The organism is Paucibacter hankyongi (genome assembly GCF_037482915.1).
Lineage (GTDB): Bacteria > Pseudomonadota > Gammaproteobacteria > Burkholderiales > Burkholderiaceae_C > Paucibacter_A > Paucibacter_A hankyongi.
This window is the reverse complement of sequence record NZ_JBBHJX010000005.1, coordinates 1-15955: the sequence shown is the minus strand read 5'-3', so window position 1 is coordinate 15955 and position 15955 is coordinate 1. Positions and strand designations below refer to the sequence as shown.

At 57.4% G+C, this 15955-nt stretch carries 14 protein-coding genes and 2 pseudogenes; 11 read left to right on the top strand and 5 right to left on the bottom strand.

Annotated features, from left to right (window positions below):
- The 5 genes from WG899_RS09730 to WG899_RS09710 all read left to right on the top strand — a co-directional run bounded on the left by WG899_RS09730 (position 1) and on the right by WG899_RS09710 (position 4413).
- Entirely contained in the window at positions 1-828 is an 828-nt protein-coding gene (locus tag WG899_RS09730) for an AraC family transcriptional regulator (RefSeq protein WP_339595441.1), read from the top strand.
- A gap of 93 nt (positions 829-921) precedes the next feature.
- Positions 922-1860: a DMT family transporter gene (locus WG899_RS09725; protein ID WP_339595440.1), complete on the top strand. Its 939-nt coding sequence runs from the start codon at positions 922-924 to the stop codon at positions 1858-1860.
- Positions 1861-1909: 49 nt separating this feature from the next.
- A complete protein-coding gene (locus WG899_RS09720; protein WP_339595439.1) occupies positions 1910-2425 on the top strand; it encodes an outer membrane protein assembly factor BamE in 516 nt (171 codons plus the stop codon).
- Between the two features lie 42 nt (positions 2426-2467).
- The gene (locus tag WG899_RS09715; protein ID WP_339595438.1) at positions 2468-3769 is read left to right on the top strand and encodes a THUMP domain-containing class I SAM-dependent RNA methyltransferase; all 1302 of its coding nucleotides are present in this window, start codon (positions 2468-2470) and stop codon (positions 3767-3769) included.
- Positions 3766-4413: a tetratricopeptide repeat protein gene (locus tag WG899_RS09710; RefSeq protein WP_339595437.1), complete on the top strand. Its 648-nt coding sequence runs from the start codon at positions 3766-3768 to the stop codon at positions 4411-4413. The genes WG899_RS09715 and WG899_RS09710 overlap by 4 nt, the downstream gene beginning before the upstream one ends.
- Here WG899_RS09710 and WG899_RS09705 read toward each other — a convergent pair.
- The 5 genes and pseudogenes from WG899_RS09705 to WG899_RS09685 all read right to left on the bottom strand — a co-directional run bounded on the left by WG899_RS09705 (position 4400) and on the right by WG899_RS09685 (position 9758).
- Positions 4400-5592: pseudogene (locus WG899_RS09705) on the bottom strand (MFS transporter). The gene WG899_RS09710 and the pseudogene WG899_RS09705 sit on opposite strands and share 14 nt — an antisense overlap.
- A 108-nt stretch (positions 5593-5700) precedes the next feature.
- A complete protein-coding gene (locus WG899_RS09700) occupies positions 5701-6438 on the bottom strand; it encodes a 16S rRNA (uracil(1498)-N(3))-methyltransferase (RefSeq protein ID WP_339595436.1) in 738 nt (245 codons plus the stop codon).
- Between the two features lie 47 nt (positions 6439-6485).
- Positions 6486-6989, bottom strand: coding sequence for a hypothetical protein (locus WG899_RS09695; RefSeq protein ID WP_339595435.1), 504 nt, complete (start codon positions 6987-6989; stop codon positions 6486-6488).
- Between the two features lie 75 nt (positions 6990-7064).
- Positions 7065-8738 carry a long-chain-fatty-acid--CoA ligase gene (locus tag WG899_RS09690; protein WP_339595434.1) on the bottom strand — a complete coding sequence of 558 codons (1674 nt, stop codon included), beginning with the start codon at positions 8736-8738 and terminating at the stop codon, positions 7065-7067.
- Between the two features lie 69 nt (positions 8739-8807).
- A complete protein-coding gene (locus WG899_RS09685) occupies positions 8808-9758 on the bottom strand; it encodes an IS481 family transposase (RefSeq protein WP_339595433.1) in 951 nt (316 codons plus the stop codon).
- A 458-nt stretch (positions 9759-10216) separates the two neighbouring features.
- Here WG899_RS09685 and WG899_RS09680 point away from each other — a divergent pair, with 458 nt between their 5' ends.
- From WG899_RS09680 to WG899_RS09655, 6 genes and pseudogenes are all read left to right on the top strand, one after another.
- Positions 10217-11203, top strand: coding sequence for a glycosyltransferase family 2 protein (locus WG899_RS09680; protein WP_339595432.1), 987 nt, complete (start codon positions 10217-10219; stop codon positions 11201-11203).
- A 57-nt stretch (positions 11204-11260) separates the two neighbouring features.
- Positions 11261-12043, top strand: a complete 783-nt coding sequence (locus tag WG899_RS09675; protein WP_339595431.1) for a GNAT family N-acetyltransferase — start codon at positions 11261-11263, stop codon at positions 12041-12043.
- A 101-nt stretch (positions 12044-12144) separates the two neighbouring features.
- A complete protein-coding gene (locus WG899_RS09670; RefSeq protein WP_339595430.1) occupies positions 12145-12552 on the top strand; it encodes a GtrA family protein in 408 nt (135 codons plus the stop codon).
- A 365-nt stretch (positions 12553-12917) separates the two neighbouring features.
- Positions 12918-13082 (top strand): annotated as a pseudogene (locus WG899_RS22350) (DapH/DapD/GlmU-related protein); the annotation flags it as partial.
- Between the two features lie 37 nt (positions 13083-13119).
- Positions 13120-14223 (top strand): dTDP-4-amino-4,6-dideoxygalactose transaminase, encoded by a 1104-nt coding sequence (rffA, locus tag WG899_RS09660; protein ID WP_339595428.1) that lies wholly within the window; start codon positions 13120-13122, stop codon positions 14221-14223.
- Between the two features lie 126 nt (positions 14224-14349).
- Positions 14350-15906: an ArnT family glycosyltransferase gene (locus WG899_RS09655; protein ID WP_339595427.1), complete on the top strand. Its 1557-nt coding sequence runs from the start codon at positions 14350-14352 to the stop codon at positions 15904-15906.
- The last annotated feature ends 49 nt before the right edge of the window (positions 15907-15955 follow it).

Here is a 15955-nt window from a genome sequence, read left to right as displayed (position 1 = left end):
ATGGAGCGGGTACGGATTCTTCCCGCCACCCTGGCTGGCCTGTACGCCACCCACACCGTCAGCGCACGCAGTTACCCCAGGCATTGGCATGACGGCTATGGCATCGGCCTGATCGATGCCGGCGCGCAACGCAGCGCCAGCGGCCGCGGTCAGGTTCACGCCACCGCTGGCGATCTGATCACGGTCAACCCCGCCGAGGTGCATGACGGCGAAGCACTCGGCGGCCAAGCACGGCAATGGCGCATGCTTTATCTGGAGCCCGCGCTGATGCAGCAGCTGGCGCAGGATCTGGGCGTGCCCGCGGCGCAGCGGCTGGAGCTGAGCCGGCCGGTCTTGTCAGACCCGCAGCTGGCCCAGCGCTTTGCGCGTGTGTTCGAAGCATTAGCTGCAGCGGAGCATGAACAAAACAGCCTCGTCAGCGAAACCGAGCTGCAAGAGCTGCTGGCAGCGCTCTTGGCCTCTTATGCGAATCAAACGCCGCGCGAAGTCAAGACGCTGGGATTTGCTGCCATGGAGCAGGTGCGCGCACGTCTGGCCGATCAATCCGACCTCACGCCGAGCCTGGCCGAACTGGCGGACTTGGCCGGCCTGAGCCGGTTTCAATTGCTGCGCAGCTTCAAGCGGGCCTATGGCCTGCCACCGCACAGCTATTTATTGCAATGCCGGCTCGCGCAAGCGCGACGCCAGATTGCCCAGGGCCAAGGGCTGGTCGAGGTGGCGCTGAGTTGCGGCTTTGCCGACCAAAGCCATCTGACACGGGCATTTCAGCGCTTTCTCGGTTTGACGCCGGGCGCCTATCGCCAGGCTCAGGGCGGCAATCGACGCTGAGCCCATCAGGCCGGGTGCCTGCAATATTGTTCAAGACCGCGTGCGGCGGGCCCAGCAAACTGAGAGTTCAGTCTTCAAATACCGCATCGCCCGATGAACGAACAAACCCGCGCCTCAATCTACTGCGCTTTGGCCATGATCTTTGTCGGCAGCACCGTGGTCGCCAGCAAACTGATCGCCGCAGGCCTGCCGCCCTTTACCGCCACTGCGCTGCGCTTCGCCATCGCCCTGCCGGTCTTCCTTTTGCTGCTGCGCTGGCAAGGCGTTCGCTTGCCTCGGCTGGGCGAGCTGAGCTGGCGCGACCGCGTGCTCCTGCTTTGCCAAGCCGCCGCCGGCAGCGTCGGCTACACCGTCTTGATGATTGCGGGCCTGCGCCTGAGCTTGGCGGGCGATGCGGGCGTGATCGCCGGCAGCTTGCCGGCCATTGCAGCCCTTTTTGCCGTGCTGGTGCTGGGCGAAAGGCTTGATCGGCGGCTCGTCCTGGCCATCGCCTTGGCATGCTTGGGCTTGATGGCGGTGAACTGGCCCGCTGAACCAGGGACTGCCTTGGCAACAGACCGTGGCCTGGGCAATCTGCTGATTCTCGGTGCCATCGTCTGCGAGGCCTTGTTCATTCTCTTGAACAAGAAACTGCAGCAGCCCCAAGCCGCCTTGGTTTTGTCAACGCTGATGTGTGCGGGCGGCTTCTTGATCGCCCTGCCCTTGGCCTGCTTGGAGTGGCCATCGATAGACCTGTCGTCGGCGCATTTGCTGCCGGCGCTGCTGGGGGTGGCCTATTACGCACTGGTGCCCACAGTGCTTGGCTTCGTGCTTTGGTACGCCGGTTCCGCCCGACTTTCCAGCGCGCGCGCCGGCTTGTTCACCGCGCTGCTGCCGGTTTCTGCGCTCTTGTTCGCATCCGGCGTGCTGGGTGAGGACATCTCCGGCCGGCAGTTGCTGGGCATGCTCTGTGTGCTCGGTGCCATGGGTTTGATGGCCCTAGTCCCGCAACAAGCCATTCCCGACACAAACACAGCACGCACCCAGGTTTAAGCGCTTGGCGCAGAATCCCTGCATCGCTTGCCTTCAACGGGGACCGTGAATGCTGTCATCGAAACGCTCCTTTCACAGACTGCCGGCCATAGGCCTCCTGCTGCTGGCCCTGGCCGCTTGCGCCAGCTTGGACCCCGGCCGCAGCATCACGCCCGGCATGGCCGCCACCGAGGTGATGGCGCGTTATGGACAACCAACGCGCGTTTGGCCCGATGCCGATGGTGGGCGCACCTTGGAGTATTCGCAGCAGCCCATGGGCGAGCACTGCTATATGGTGAAACTCGGGCCCGATGAGCGCGTCATCCGCATCGAAGACAGCTTGCAGCTGGCGGGCCGCAACCGAATTCAGCCCGGCATGAAGCCCGACGAGGTCAGCCGCTTGCTGGGCAAGGAGCGCAGCCGCATGTTCTTCAAGCTCAGCGGCGAGGACGTTTGGGACTGGAGCATTCCCGATGAGCCCGGCGGCAAGCGCCAGCGTTTCAATGTGCATTTCAAAGACGGCGTGGTGCTGCGCACCAGCTACAGCACGATCTTTGACGATGATCGCTTGATGCCCTTTCGCTGAGCCAGACTGGCGGCCCGCAAGCTTCCTGGGACAATAGCGCCCATGGCCGCCAAAGAAACCCCCAAGAACCTGCACTATCTCTTCGTCTCCTGCCCCTCGGGCGTGGAGCGCTTGCTCGACGAAGAGGTGCGGGCCATCCTGCCCAAGACCCATATCGAGGTGCTGCGCGGCGGCATCGCGCTGAAGAGCGATCTCGAGGGCGTGATGAAGCTCAACCTCGAGTGCCGGCTGGCGCAGCGCGTGCTGATCGAGCTGATCTCGGGCGGCTATCGCCATGAGGACGATATCTACGCCCTGGCGCGCCGCATCGACTGGACGCAGTGGATCACACCCGCCGAGACGATTCGGGTCGACACCACCGCCCGCCACTCGCCGCTGCAAAGCCTGAACTTCGCCAATCTGCGCGTCAAGGATGCCATCTGCGATGTGCTGCGCGACGCCACCGGCGAGCGCCCCAGCGTGGACACCCGCTTCCCGGACCTGCCGGTGATGATGCACCTGAGCGAGACCGATGCCACGCTCTATATCGACACCTCGGGCGAGCCACTGTTCAAACGCGGCTGGCGTGAAGACAAGGGCGACGCGCCGCTGAAAGAAACCCTGGCCGCCGCCATGCTGGCCGCCGCCGGCTGGAAGGGCACGCCCGAGACCGGCGGCGCCTTGCATGACCCCTGCTGCGGTTCCGGCACCATCGCCGTTGAGGCCGCCCAAATTGCCTGCGGCATGGCCGCCGGCATGCAGCGCCGTTTCTCCTTTGAAAAGCAATTGCCTTTTGTGCCGCTGCGCGGCCGCTGGCAAGCCATCAAGCAAGCCGCCAAGGATCGCGAGCATGCGCCGGCCGTGCCGATCTTCTGCAGCGATGTGTCCTTCCGTATGGTGGACTTTGCACGCCGCAATGCCGAGCGCGCCGGCGTGGCCCAGTACATCCAGTTCAACGGCGGCGACGCCTTGGAGCGCCCGGCGCCCGAGCTGCCCGAGGGCATGCCCGGCACCATCATGATGAACCCGCCCTATGGCGAGCGTATCGAGGTACGCGGCAAGGCCGGCAATGTGCAGATGAGCCGCGATGCCTATGGCTCCGAAGCGCGCGACGGCGGTGACGACTTCTTCCCCCGCCTGGCCTCGCACTGGAAGCATGCCTACACGCTGAACCCAGCCGGCTGGACCGCCTGGCTGCTCTGCCCGGACATGAAGCTGCCCAGCAAGATGCGCCTGAAGGAATCGCGCAAGTTCCCGATGTGGAACGGTCCGATCGAATGCCGCTTGTTCCGCTTTGATTTGATCAAGGGCTCGGCGCGCAAGCCGCGCGGCAACGAGGGCGAAGGCAGCGTTGAGAACGCATGAAGCTCGGCCTAGCGCTGCTGGCGCTGGCCTTGGCTCAGCCGGCCTGGGCCTGTGAGTGCATACCGCCTCCGCCCACATCGAACGAGGGCTTCAATCAGATCAGCCTGGTCTTCAAGGGCCGCTTGCTGTCCAGCCGCACGCTACAGAGCGAGCGCGGCCTCACCATCGTCCGCAGCCGCTGGGCCGTTTCAGAATCCATCAAGGGTCTGGAGCTGCGCGAGGTCGAGATCGACTCGCCCTTCGGAGGAAGCGCCAGATGTGGCCTCGATTTACACCCGGGCATGCGGGTCACCCTGGCCGCCCGAGGCTCACTGCGGCAGGGTTTCCACACGGACTCCTGCACCTGGGGCCGCAGCGAATGGCCCCGCCTGCCGCCCTACCGCGCCGAACGGCAAAAGCTCAAGGAACAACTGCGCCAGCATCCCCATGACCAGGGCTTGCTGTTGACACAGGGGCAGTTGTTTCAGGACGCGGGCGAGTTCGACGACGCCATCAAAAGCTGGTCCGCGGTGTTGAATTTAGACCCCAAACATGCTCAGGCGCGCCTCGCCCGCGCCCAGGCGCTGCGGGCAGTCGGTGACTCGGACGCGGCGCGCAAGGACGAGGACGCGGCGGCGCGGCTCAGTCCCGTCAAACGGAACTAGGTGCGCGAGCGCCGGCCGACTGCCGAGCCAGCCATAACAAGGCGGCCGCGGTGCAGGCAAGCGGCAGCAGCGAGGCCCAGTTCATCCAGCTCCAGCCCCCGGTGGTGACCAAGGCTCCGCTTGAAAACGAAGTCAGGGTCATGACGGTGTAGATGCAGAAGTCCATCGCCCCCTGAGCGCGTGTCTTCTCCTCGGGCCGGTAGGCTTCGGTGAACAGCGTGGTGCCGCCGATGAACAGAAAGTTCCAGCCCACACCCAGGGTCAGCAGCGCGCCCAAGAAATGCATCAGATCGACGCCGGAAAGCGCAAAGACGATGCAGGCCAGATTGAGCAGCACGCCCACCGCCATCACCGGCAGCGCCCCCACCCGCTTGATCAGCGCGCCAGTGAAGAAGCTCGGCACAAACATGCCCAGCACATGCCACTCCAGCACCAGGGCGGTTTTGTCGAAGGGCAGGCCGCATTGCGCCATCGCGATCGGGGTGGCCGCCATCAAGAGATTCATCACACCATAACCGAGCGCACAAGCGGCCACCGCCACCACAAACACCGGTTGACGCGCCAGTTCGCGCAGGCTGCGCCCCTGCGGCGCCCCTGCGGCGCCCCCGGCGCGGCCACCGGCAAGGCCGGAAAGCGGATCAGGCTCTGCACCAGCAAGGCCAACAGGCCAACGCCGATCAGCACCAGATAGGCTCCGGCAAAGGGCTGAACCAGCAATTGCTTGCTGGCATTGGCCAGATTCGGCCCGGTCACCGCGCCCAGAATGCCGCCGGCCAGCACCCAGGAGATGGCCTTTTCCTTGTGCGAGGGCGGCACCAACTCGGTGGCCGCAAAGCGGTACAGGGAAGCGGTGGCGTTGTAGTAACCGGCCACCAGCGTGGCCAGCACCACCCAGGCGAATTGCTGTTCGGCCACCGCCCAGGCCGCCAGGCTGCAGCTCAAAATACCCACCACCTGGCCAGCCTGGAAGGCCCGTTTGCGCCCCCAGACACGCTGATTGCGCGCCACCAGCGGCGCGAACAGCGCGCCACCGGCCACATAGGCGCAAACCGGCAGCGTGGCCATCCAGGCGACCGGCGCCAGCGCCAGGCCGACCAAGCCATTGATGGCGATGAAGGTGACGTTATTGGTAAGGAACAGGCCCTGACACAAGGTCAAGAGCAGCAGTTGCAGATTCATGCAGGGCCTCGGGAGGGGTCGGCGAACCGGTAGACAAACAGGCAGAGAAAGGCTCGGCCGCGCGCCGAACTACCGGGCGCTGCGCGATGGTCGGGCAGCGTCAAAACTTCATTGCAAACCCAGCCAGGCCAGCACAGCCAAGGGGGCGGTGTCGGCACGCAGAATGCGCGGCCCCAGTTGCGCGGCCACAAAGCCGCGCTCGCGCGCCAGCTGTTCCTCGGCCGGGCTCAGGCCGCCCTCCGGACCACTCAAGACCAGGGTGGCTTCGGCGGCCACCGCTTTCAGGGTCTGCAGCGGCTGGGCCGCGCTCGGGCTCAGCAGCCAGCGGCGTTGCTCGCTCGCGGGCTGAGGCAGCTCGCCCAGCCAGGCGGACAAGGTCTTCACCGGGGCAATGCGCGGCACCTTGGTGCGGCCGCTTTGCTCGCAAGCGGCAATTGCGACGCCGCTCCAATGGGCGACCTTTTTTTCGGCGCGCTCGCCGCTCAGGCGCAGCACCGAGCGCTCGCTCATCAGCGGTTGAATGCAGGCCACGCCCAGCTCGGTGGCCTTTTCGACCAGGCTGTCCATGCGGTCATTGGCCGGCATGGCCAGGGCCAGGGTCACCTCATGCGCCAGTTCACGCTTGACCAGTTGACGGGCTTGCAGGTGCACGCGCACCTCGCTGCGGCCCATCGCGGCGACTTCGGCCTGCCACTCGAAACCCGAGCCGTCGAACAAGGTCACCGGGCTGCCGGGTTGCAGACGCAAGACTTGCACATGGCGGGCGGCCGAGGCGGGCAGGATCAGGTCGGGGGTGCTGGCTTCCAGATGGACCAGCGGGGTATCAATGTAAAAACGCGGCGGCATGACGGGGGCTCCTGTTGCCGCTAGTTTGCCAGCAGAACTCGGCGCGCTCAGCCCTTGTTGATCGCCAACGCCCGTCTCACCTGATCGGCCACCACTTCGCCCTGCGCCTGTTGCACATCGGCGACGAAACGTCGAGCCAGTTGCTGCAAGGCCGGCAGATCGGCGCAGCGCTCGACCTCTAACACCATACGGTAACCCTTCATCAGTCCAAGGTATTGCTTGGCATGACGGGTCAAAAAGCCGTAAAGCTGCGCGCGGTCCAGCGGCGAGAGATCATCTTCGACACCTGCGGCGCTAGAGGCTGAGGTGGGTATGGAAGCGGAAGGCGCAGCTGAGGAAATAGAGGCATTCGCGACCGCAATCAGGCCATGGGCCAAGAGGTAATCGATATCGGCAGGCCCGGTGCCCTGCACGAGGCCCACCCACTCGGCCGCGGTTTTGCCGCCATCGATCATCAGCAGCAGATTGCGCACGCTGCGCGACATCGGCAAGGCACGGGCCTTGATCTCGGCCCGCCCGGCCTCGGTCCTGACATACGCCCGCTCCAGCATCAACGCTTCCTCCTGAACAGACCCGACTCTAGTCGGGCCTGCCCTTCAATCAGCGCGCCGCAGGCCTGCGAAGACTCAGTTCTTGTCTCTTAGTTCACGGCGCAGGATCTTGCCGACCGGCGTCTTGGGCAATTCGTCGCGGAACTCGACCACCTTGGGTCGCTTGTAGCCGGTCAGGTTGGCTTCGCAATAGGCGCGCACATCGGCTTCGGTGATGGCCGGGTTCTTACGCACGATCACCACCTTGACCGCCTCACCCGCCTTGGCATCGGGAATGCCGACCGAGGCGCACTCGAGCACGCCTTCCATCTGCGTCAGCACGTCTTCGACCTCGTTCGGGTAGACGTTGAAGCCGCTGACCAGAATCATGTCTTTCTTGCGATCGACGATGCGGAAGAAACCGCGCTCGTCCATGGTGCCGATGTCTCCGGTGCGGAAGAAGCCGTCGGCCGTCATGACCTGGGCGGTTTCGTCAGGGCGCTGCCAGTAGCCGGCCATCACCTGCGGGCCGCGGATCGCAATTTCACCGCGCTCGCCGGGCGCCACCGGTTTGCCGGCATCGTCCAGCAGGCACAGCTCGGTGCTCGGCATCGGCAGGCCGATCGAGCCGGTGTAGGCGGTGCTGTCGGTCGGGTTGCAGCTGGCCACCGGCGAGGTCTCGCTGAGGCCATAACCTTCGCAAATGGGGCAGCCGGTCTTCTCCAGCCACAGCTTGGCCGTGGCCTGCTGAACCGCCATGCCGCCGCCCACAGCGATCACCAGGCCGCTCCAATCGACGGTATTGAAGTCGGCGTGATTGGCCATCGCCATGAACAAGGTGTTGACGGCCGGCAGGCTGTGAAAGCGATGCTTGGCCAGTTCCTTGAAGGTGCCGGGGATGTCACGCGGATTCGGAATCAGGACATTGCAGCCGCCCACATGCATGGACAGCATCATGTTGGTGGTGAAACCGAAGATGTGATACAGCGGCAAGGCGCAGATGCTGACCAGTTGCTCACCGGCCGGGATTTTTTTGAGCGCAGGCTGGTACCAGGCCTCGGCCTGCATCACATTGGCGACCAAGTTGCGATGCAAGAGCACCGCACCCTTGGAGACGCCGGTGGTGCCGCCGGTGTACTGCAGCACGGCGATATCGTTGGGGCCGACGTTCGGCGCCTTGTAGCTCAGCTGACGGCCGCGCGCGACCGCATCATTAAAGCCCACCGAACCGGGCAGCTCGAAGGCCGGCACCAGCTTCTTGACCTTGCGCACCACGTAGTTGACGATCAGGCCCTTGGGGAAGCCCAACATATCGCCCATCGCCGCCAGCACCACATGCTTGGTCGGCGTCTGCTTGATCACCTGCTGCAAGGTGGTCGCAAAATTCTCAAGGATGACGATAGCCTTGGCGCCGGCGTCTTTGAGCTGATGCTCCAGCTCGCGAGGGGTGTAGAGCGGGTTGACGTTCACCACCACATAACCGGCACGCAGCACGGCGGCCACCGACACCGGGTACTGCATCACATTGGGCATCATCAGAGCAACGCGGTCACCCTTCTCCAGACCGAGACTTTGCAGATAGGCCGCCAAGGCCCGCGAGGCCTCGTCCAACTGCGCAAACGTGATCTGCCGGCCCATCATCTTGTAGGCCGGCTGAGCCGGGAACTTCTTGAACGCCGAACTCATCAGCTCCACCAGCGAGGGGTACTGCTCGGCGTGGATCTCGGCAGGAACCCCTTCAGGGTAGTTCTTGAGCCAGGTCTTCTGCATGGGTCTTGTCTCCGATCGTTTGGGACGGATTCTCTCCGATGAACCAGTGCGAAGACTTAGGGAGAAGCGCTAGCTGTGAAGAGTCAACACGTTGTTGCCTGAATCAGGGAGACGGGACATGGGCGGGCGGCATCCAATGCCGTGATGCGGGCGATGCCAGTTGTAGTGATGAATCCATCGCGACAGCGCGCTGGTTCTGTCGCGGGAGTGCTGGTAGGTTTGGCTGTACGCCCACTCTCGCAACGCCGATTGAATGAAGCGCTCGGCCTTGCCGTTCGTTTGTGGACGGTAGGCCCGCGTGAAGCGATGCTTGATGTTCAGCTCAGCGCAGGCCTGCTTGAAGTCCTTCGACCTGAACGGCGAGCCGTTGTCTGTCAGAAGCGCTCGCACCGTGACACCCAGCCCCGCGTAGTAGTTCACTGAAGCCTGCAGGAAGGCCACCGCGCTGCTCTTTCGCTCATCGGGGTGCATCTGTGTGAACCCGATGCGGGCGTGGTCATCTACGGCCACGAACAAGACTTCCCAGCCTGCGCCGCCGAACGTGTCTGCGCGGTTGCCAGTTACGCGATGACTGGGTCGCTCAATGCGCCCAAGCTTCTTGGTATCGATGTGCAGCAGGTCGCCTGGCGCTTCATGTTCATAGCGCACTACAGGCTCAGGCGGACGCAGATCGCTGAGCTTGGACAGGCCGGCTCGCCTGAGAACGCGGCAGACAGTTGCCTTGGAGACGGCCAGGCTGGAGGCAATGCTTGCTTGCAGCATGAACTTGCGGCGCAACTCAACGATGGCAAGCGCCTTGCCCGGCTCAATCGCTCTGGGCGACTTCTCCGGCCGTGATGACTTGTCGAACAGGGCGGCCTCGCCTTGAGCAAGGTAGCGGCCAAGCCACTTGCGGGTCGTCATCTCGCTGACACCGTGAGCCTTTGCGGCTTGCGCCACAGTTTGTCCTCGCGATGTGATGTCCTGAACCATTTCGATTCGACGCACGTAGGTCAATCGGGCATTCTTATGAATGTTCATCTGGGTTGTCCTCCTGAGCTGACTGGGGGTTTGGCGATTTCCAGTCTCTCAGAACCAGTCCGGGTGAACACTCGATACAACCTATTGGAACTTCACAGCTAGCGGAAATAGAGTCACCTCCTCAACCCTCTGGCAGCAGCGTAAGAACCCAGTTGTGAAACGCCAATTTCCTCCTAGTTGAAGACAAGGCGTTCATTTGAGGGGGGAGGACTCATTCCGCAACAAAAACTGCTGCATAAATGATGCATTCATCTGATACAAAGACTGCGGCGGCCTTTTCCGCATCGATGGTCCATCGATGCGGGCACTCCATCGAACATGGCAACCACTAGACATGAACATCTGATACTCATTTGTTTCAAATACCCCAACCGTTAGAACAGCCACCTTGCTCCAACCTCAGCACCGATCAACATTAATCTCGGCAAGCTGAAGATAGCACTTACAGAGAAGACACAATGCATAACAGCAAAAACCCATCCAACCAACTTGCTGAACCATTGTTATCCATTGTAATACCGGTATATAACTCAACGAAAACAATTGCAGCGTTGCTGAAAAGAACCACTGAAGCCGTTTCAAGCTTCACAACTGCCTACGAGATAATTCTCATTGATGACGGCAGCAGGGATGATTCATGGGACACCATTCAATCACAACTCCCAACGTATAGACCCAATCTCCTTGCGATACAATTAATGAGAAACTACGGCCAGCACAATGCGCTCATGTGCGGCCTCGAAGCCGCAAAAGGCTCCTATATCGTCACGATGGATGACGACCTACAGAATCCTCCAGAAGAAATTCATCGCCTTTTGAAGCACATACAAGATAAAGAACTGGACCTAGTCTATGGTTGCGCCAATGAACGCAAGCATGCCACTTGGCGAAACATTGGCTCTGCTGTTGTGTGGAACTTCTACAAAACCGTCTTCAAGAGTAACGTCACACCAACACAGTTTCGGATTATGCGCAACCAGTTGGCCAAGAGCATCATGTTCTACGATTTGAATTTCACCTATCTTGATGGGTTGCTCGCCTGGTGCACTTCGCGCATCGACGGAATAGAAGTTGACCACCACCCTCGCAAAGAAGGCAAATCAGGCTACTCCTTAGGAAAGCTACTAGGGTTAGCTTTGAATTTATATACGAATTTTTCACTTATCCCGCTGCAAATCGTAAGTGGGCTTGGCTTTGTAACCGCCGCCTCCGGCATTTTGCTAGGAATTTTCTATTTGACCCTGTATTTAGCTTCTAGCATATCTGTGCCTGGGTTCGCGTCAACCATCATTGCCACCCTCATAATTGGGGGAGTTCAATTGCTTGCTTTGGGCGTCATTGGCGAATATTTAGGCAGATTACATTTGAACGTAAACAGAAAGCCCCAGTATGTTATACGCACACAAACAACCAAACATTCACCAGAAAACATTATGATAACTTAAAGTGATTTTATAAACCCCACCAATGCAACCATACAAGAAACCACTTCCAATTTTGTCATGGAAAATGAAATCGCGAACGGCTCCCTAAAAATGCGGTGGCAGAGGAATCCTTGGGATGAGCTCGTCTGCGGATTCCCCGTGCTGCAAATCAATGAATTTAAAGTCACCGGGGAATTTGCAAACAAGGAATTTGAATTATTCGAAAAAATTCGCGAAAAATTAAAAGCTGGTCTTGTAAGTTGTCGACTACCGCATCAAAATTTGGCCGAATCGATGCTATTGGAGGATCGTGGCTACAGATTTATAGAGATGGTTTACAGCCCGGAAATTGAATTAAGTCACATTGAGAAAAATAAATGTTTTGAGCCGCTTCAGGCATTAAAAGGGAGCCAATCTGATTTGGCTCTACTGCGGAAGTTGGCAGCCGGAGTTTTCAAAAATGAGCGCTTCCAAATGGATTTCCGACTAAACCCAAACATTAGTGACGCACGATTCGGAAACTGGATTGCCTCTTCATTCGACCATCCTTCCCAAAATTTGACCGTCTATCGCGATCAAGATAAAGTAGTTGGATTTTCCATTACTGAAATCCTTTCCGACGGGACCTGCTATTGGCACCTAAATGCAGTTGCCTCAGAAATTCAGGCGCAGGGATATGGAAGGCGTCTTTGGAAAACAATGCTTTTAAATGCCAAAAATGCCGGCGCAACCCGAGTAAAGTCAAGTATTGCCGCCAGAAACTACAAAGTACTGAATTTATATGCAAGCGAGGGTTTTAAATTCCCAGCCCCGGAAATGACATTCCACTGGGTTCGCAATTTTTTGCAATCAACAAAATAGCGAAAAACTATGCTGAGTCACAAATTCCATGCGCCATCAAAATTTCAATAAAAATCTTGAGATGTCGTTTCTATGGCTTTATACATGATCGAATTTAATACATGAACAGAGCTTTTGGACAATTGGTCCGCTACGGCATCGTTGGCATTGCATCGAATCTGGTTGGGTATTTTATCTATCTGGGCCTGACTCGTATTGGCGTTGGTCCCAAGACCGCGATGAGCCTACTCTATGCCATAGGAGTCGCGCAGACCTTTGTTTTCAACAAATCCTGGACCTTTACCTTCAAAGGCCCGCAAGCGCCCGCTTTGTTTAGGTACTCAACACTCTATGCAGCAGGGTATCTAATTAACTATTATTCAATGGCCCTTTTTGTTGATCAGAAAAATATTCGCCACGAGTTCGTTATGGCAGCCCTCACCGTGCTGATGGCAATTTTTTTCTTTCTTGGTCAGAAATTTTGGGTCTTTCCTGCTTGCACACAAAATAGGCCGACCGATATCAAATGAATGACCCCGAGAAATTCAGTCCCAACCTTAAGCGCCTCCTATTTGGAGTCTATTCATTCACTGAAAATATAAGCCGATTGATCTTGGAAATCCTCCCGCATTCAATCCGATTTTTACTATTCAAGATAGCATTAAGAAAACTTGGAAAGGGGTCAATGATCGACTACCAGACTTATTTTAGATACCCATGGAAGATCAAAATTGGGTCAAATGTGTGGATAAACAGAGGCTGCGAACTTTATGGCTCAATGCTATCTAGGGAAGGGCGTATAACCATTGGCGACAATTGCGCGCTAGGTCCTAGAGTTCGAATATTAAGCGCCACCCATGACTACCGATACCTCGCGCTGCCGGACACTTCCGCCAATGTAGTCATTAATGAGTTTGTTTGGATTGGTGCTGGCGCGACAATATTGCCGGGAGTTCAAATCGGAAAAGGGGCCATTATCGGAGCCGGCAGCGTTGTCACGAAAGACGTAGCACCATTTACGATCGTGGGCGGGAATCCTGCAAAATTTATCAAGAACAGGGGACTAGAAGATGGTAATTCCATTCAATAAACCTTACATGACCGGCAAAGAGCTTTGGTACATCTCACAAGCTCACGCGAAAGGTCATTTAGCCGGTGACGGTTCATTTACCAAGCGTTGCTCAAACTGGTTAGAGGCCCGCACCGGTTCGCAGAAATCCCTGCTGACGCATTCTTGTACCGGCGCCCTCGAAATGGCTGCCATCTTGGCCGACTTCAAGCCCGGCGATGAAGTGATCATGCCGTCCTACACATTCGTGTCGACGGCCAATGCCTTTGTATTGCGGGGTGCCGTGCCCGTGTTTGTCGATATTCGCCCCGATACGATGAACATCGATGAGGCCCGAATTGAAGCCGCGATTACCCCGCGCACCAAGGCCATCGTGCCAGTTCATTACGCGGGCGTCGCCTGCGAAATGGACACCATCATGGACATCGCCCGCCGCCACTCATTGCTGGTTATTGAGGATGCCGCCCAGGGCTTGATGTCCAGTTACAAGGGCCGTCCTTTGGGAAGCATTGGCCACATGGCTGCCTTCTCATTTCATGAAACCAAGAACATCATTGCCGGAGAGGGCGGCGCCTTGATGATCAATGACCCGCGATTTGTTAGCCGCGCCGAAATTATTCGCGAGAAGGGTACCAATCGAAGTCAATTCTTTCGCGGGCAAGTCGACAAGTACACATGGACAGATTTCGGTTCATCCTATTTGCCGAGTGAATTGATTTCAGCTTTTCTTTGGGCGCAAATGGAAGAGGCTGATTCAATCACCAAACGGCGAATGGAAATTTGGGATACCTATCACCGTTTTTTGGGGCAAGCCGAGCGACGCGGCAAACTGCGTCGACCTGTTGTGCCTGACGGCGTCACGCACAATGCGCATATGTATTACGTGCTGCTTCCAGATCTCAGCAAACGAAGTGCGTTCATTGCAAGACTGAAGGCCCTAGAGATTGGTTCGGTATTCCACTATGTTCCCTTGCACAGTTCGCCATTTGGTCAACAGGCCGCGCGTACCCAAGGAGAAATGTCGAACACGAACGAAATAAGTGACAGATTGGTGAGATTGCCATTATGGGTAGGACTCGACGAACAACAAGCTGAAGTAATTGAGAAGATTTTGAGCGTGCTAGAGGGCTAATCCGAGCATTGAAATTTCAAGCCCCCTTCATATTCATTGAATTCACTTGACAAGTCTACACTCAGTACTCATTGCAGTTGCTTGTTGAATTTAATCTAGTGCAAATTACTTTACTAATCAATTGCCATGGATGAACAGAGCGCGCGCCCACCCACTTCAAACTGGACCAATGTTGAGTTGGTTCGCCTCCTAGGCATTGCTATTTTTGCAGGTGTGCTTCGTTGGCTTCTTTTTGCCGGCTTTCAGGGAAGCGATGAAGTGACCTATCTGGGCGCCGCACTTGGTGTTTTGGAGGGGCGATGGCCAACCTCTACTTACATCGGCTCGCTTCGCTATGGTATCAATATTCCAATGGCGGCCGGCATTGCTGTATTTGGTTTATCGGAAAGCGGCGCCGCCGCATGGGGTTTTCTTTGCTCGGTGGGCGAGGTTGCTGTGGTCTACCTGGCTGCGCGGCAAGTCGGGGGCCAACGAGCGGCACTGTTTTCTGCGCTGATTCTCGCCATGCTGCCCCTTCATGTCCATGAAGCCACTCGGATGATTGGCGATCCGTCGTTGAGTTTTTTTATTACATTGGGTTTTTTCTCTGTATGGCTTGGAGAAAATAATTCGCAAAAAAAATGGTATTTTTGGGCCGGAATTTCCTTCGGGGCTGCGTACTGGATAAAGGATGCCGTTTTCTATATTTCCATACTATCAGGCGCCAGCTACATATTAATAACAAGACGTTTTCATTGGAATTGGCTGCTCTTGGCCATGGGCAGCATACTGGTTGTGTTTCTCAATACGGCATTGATGCAAGAGCTGCATGGAAACTGGCTTCACTTGTTTTCAATTTCAAAAAATACAATAAGTAGAGTCGAAAGCACCACGAATTCATTTTTCTATTTTAAATATTTACTAGCAGATTTTCGTCATTTTTGGATTGTTCCATTTTTGACTTTAGGTGGAATATTAAGCTCATTACCAAAGCAGCAAGTCAATAAGAATTCAGTTCGACTGTATGGTATTTGGTTGGTAGCTTTTTTGGTCATACTCTCCGCGCTGCCGTTAAGGCAAGTTAACTACTTGCTACTGATCGCAGCACCATTAGCAATATTTGCCGGTATCTTTCTTGCAGGATTGAAAAGTGGTTATGCCGTAAATTTAACAGTCCTCACCCTGGTGGGCTCGCTCTTGCTCGCCGCCTTGCAACAGCAATCCCTGCACAAATTCACTGCCAATTCTCGAGCAACTGTCGACTTTGCTGAACGCAATCTGGATGCACAGGTGTTCGCAGGAACAGGGGGATTCCGCGCTGACATCTATTTCCAGCATCTGAATGGGCGAGGCACACCAACTAATAGAGCACCAGTGAAAGGCTTACCTGACTTTGATCGTCTGAATGCCGCGAAAGCGCTCAACGCCAATATCCCGACTTTTGTTATTCAGGATCCCGAAACATTTGGCTGGGGCGACAAGGCTGACAGCGCTTGGTCGGAGCGAACAAAGAACAGTTGCATGAAGATGGTTGGGAGTTTGGAGCCGGTCAGCCTTGGGATTGGCCACTATGTGTCGGATCTCTTGATAGCATTGAGTGAAAAAATCTCCAAGCCCATCAATAAGAAGTTGATAGGTTTGCTCAGGCCTGAAAAGGCCACTGTCTATCAACTCTCGCAGTGCCCCTCCGTAAGCCCCCCGTAAGCTCACCTGTCAAGTAGACAGTCGATTACTGGAATCTGCGGCGGTGGTT

Excerpts from the sequence above, each read along its gene's own strand:
- WG899_RS09730 (WP_339595441.1), top strand. The coding sequence starts at position 1 with ATGGAGCGGGTACGGATTCTTCCCGCCACCCTGGCTGGCCTGTACGCC.
- WG899_RS09670 (WP_339595430.1), top strand. The coding sequence starts at position 12,145 with ATGAACAGAGCTTTTGGACAATTGGTCCGCTACGGCATCGTTGGCATT.
- WG899_RS09675 (WP_339595431.1), top strand. The coding sequence starts at position 11,261 with ATGGAAAATGAAATCGCGAACGGCTCCCTAAAAATGCGGTGGCAGAGG.
- WG899_RS09715 (WP_339595438.1), top strand. The coding sequence starts at position 2,468 with ATGGCCGCCAAAGAAACCCCCAAGAACCTGCACTATCTCTTCGTCTCC.
- WG899_RS09685 (WP_339595433.1), bottom strand. The coding sequence starts at position 9,758 with ATGAACATTCATAAGAATGCCCGATTGACCTACGTGCGTCGAATCGAA.
- WG899_RS09690 (WP_339595434.1), bottom strand. The coding sequence starts at position 8,738 with ATGCAGAAGACCTGGCTCAAGAACTACCCTGAAGGGGTTCCTGCCGAG.
- WG899_RS09695 (WP_339595435.1), bottom strand. The coding sequence starts at position 6,989 with ATGCTGGAGCGGGCGTATGTCAGGACCGAGGCCGGGCGGGCCGAGATC.
- WG899_RS09710 (WP_339595437.1), top strand. The coding sequence starts at position 3,766 with ATGAAGCTCGGCCTAGCGCTGCTGGCGCTGGCCTTGGCTCAGCCGGCC.
- WG899_RS09720 (WP_339595439.1), top strand. The coding sequence starts at position 1,910 with ATGCTGTCATCGAAACGCTCCTTTCACAGACTGCCGGCCATAGGCCTC.
- rffA (WP_339595428.1), top strand. The coding sequence starts at position 13,120 with ATGACCGGCAAAGAGCTTTGGTACATCTCACAAGCTCACGCGAAAGGT.
- WG899_RS09680 (WP_339595432.1), top strand. The coding sequence starts at position 10,217 with ATGCATAACAGCAAAAACCCATCCAACCAACTTGCTGAACCATTGTTA.
- WG899_RS09725 (WP_339595440.1), top strand. The coding sequence starts at position 922 with ATGAACGAACAAACCCGCGCCTCAATCTACTGCGCTTTGGCCATGATC.
- WG899_RS09655 (WP_339595427.1), top strand. The coding sequence starts at position 14,350 with ATGGATGAACAGAGCGCGCGCCCACCCACTTCAAACTGGACCAATGTT.
- WG899_RS09700 (WP_339595436.1), bottom strand. The coding sequence starts at position 6,438 with ATGCCGCCGCGTTTTTACATTGATACCCCGCTGGTCCATCTGGAAGCC.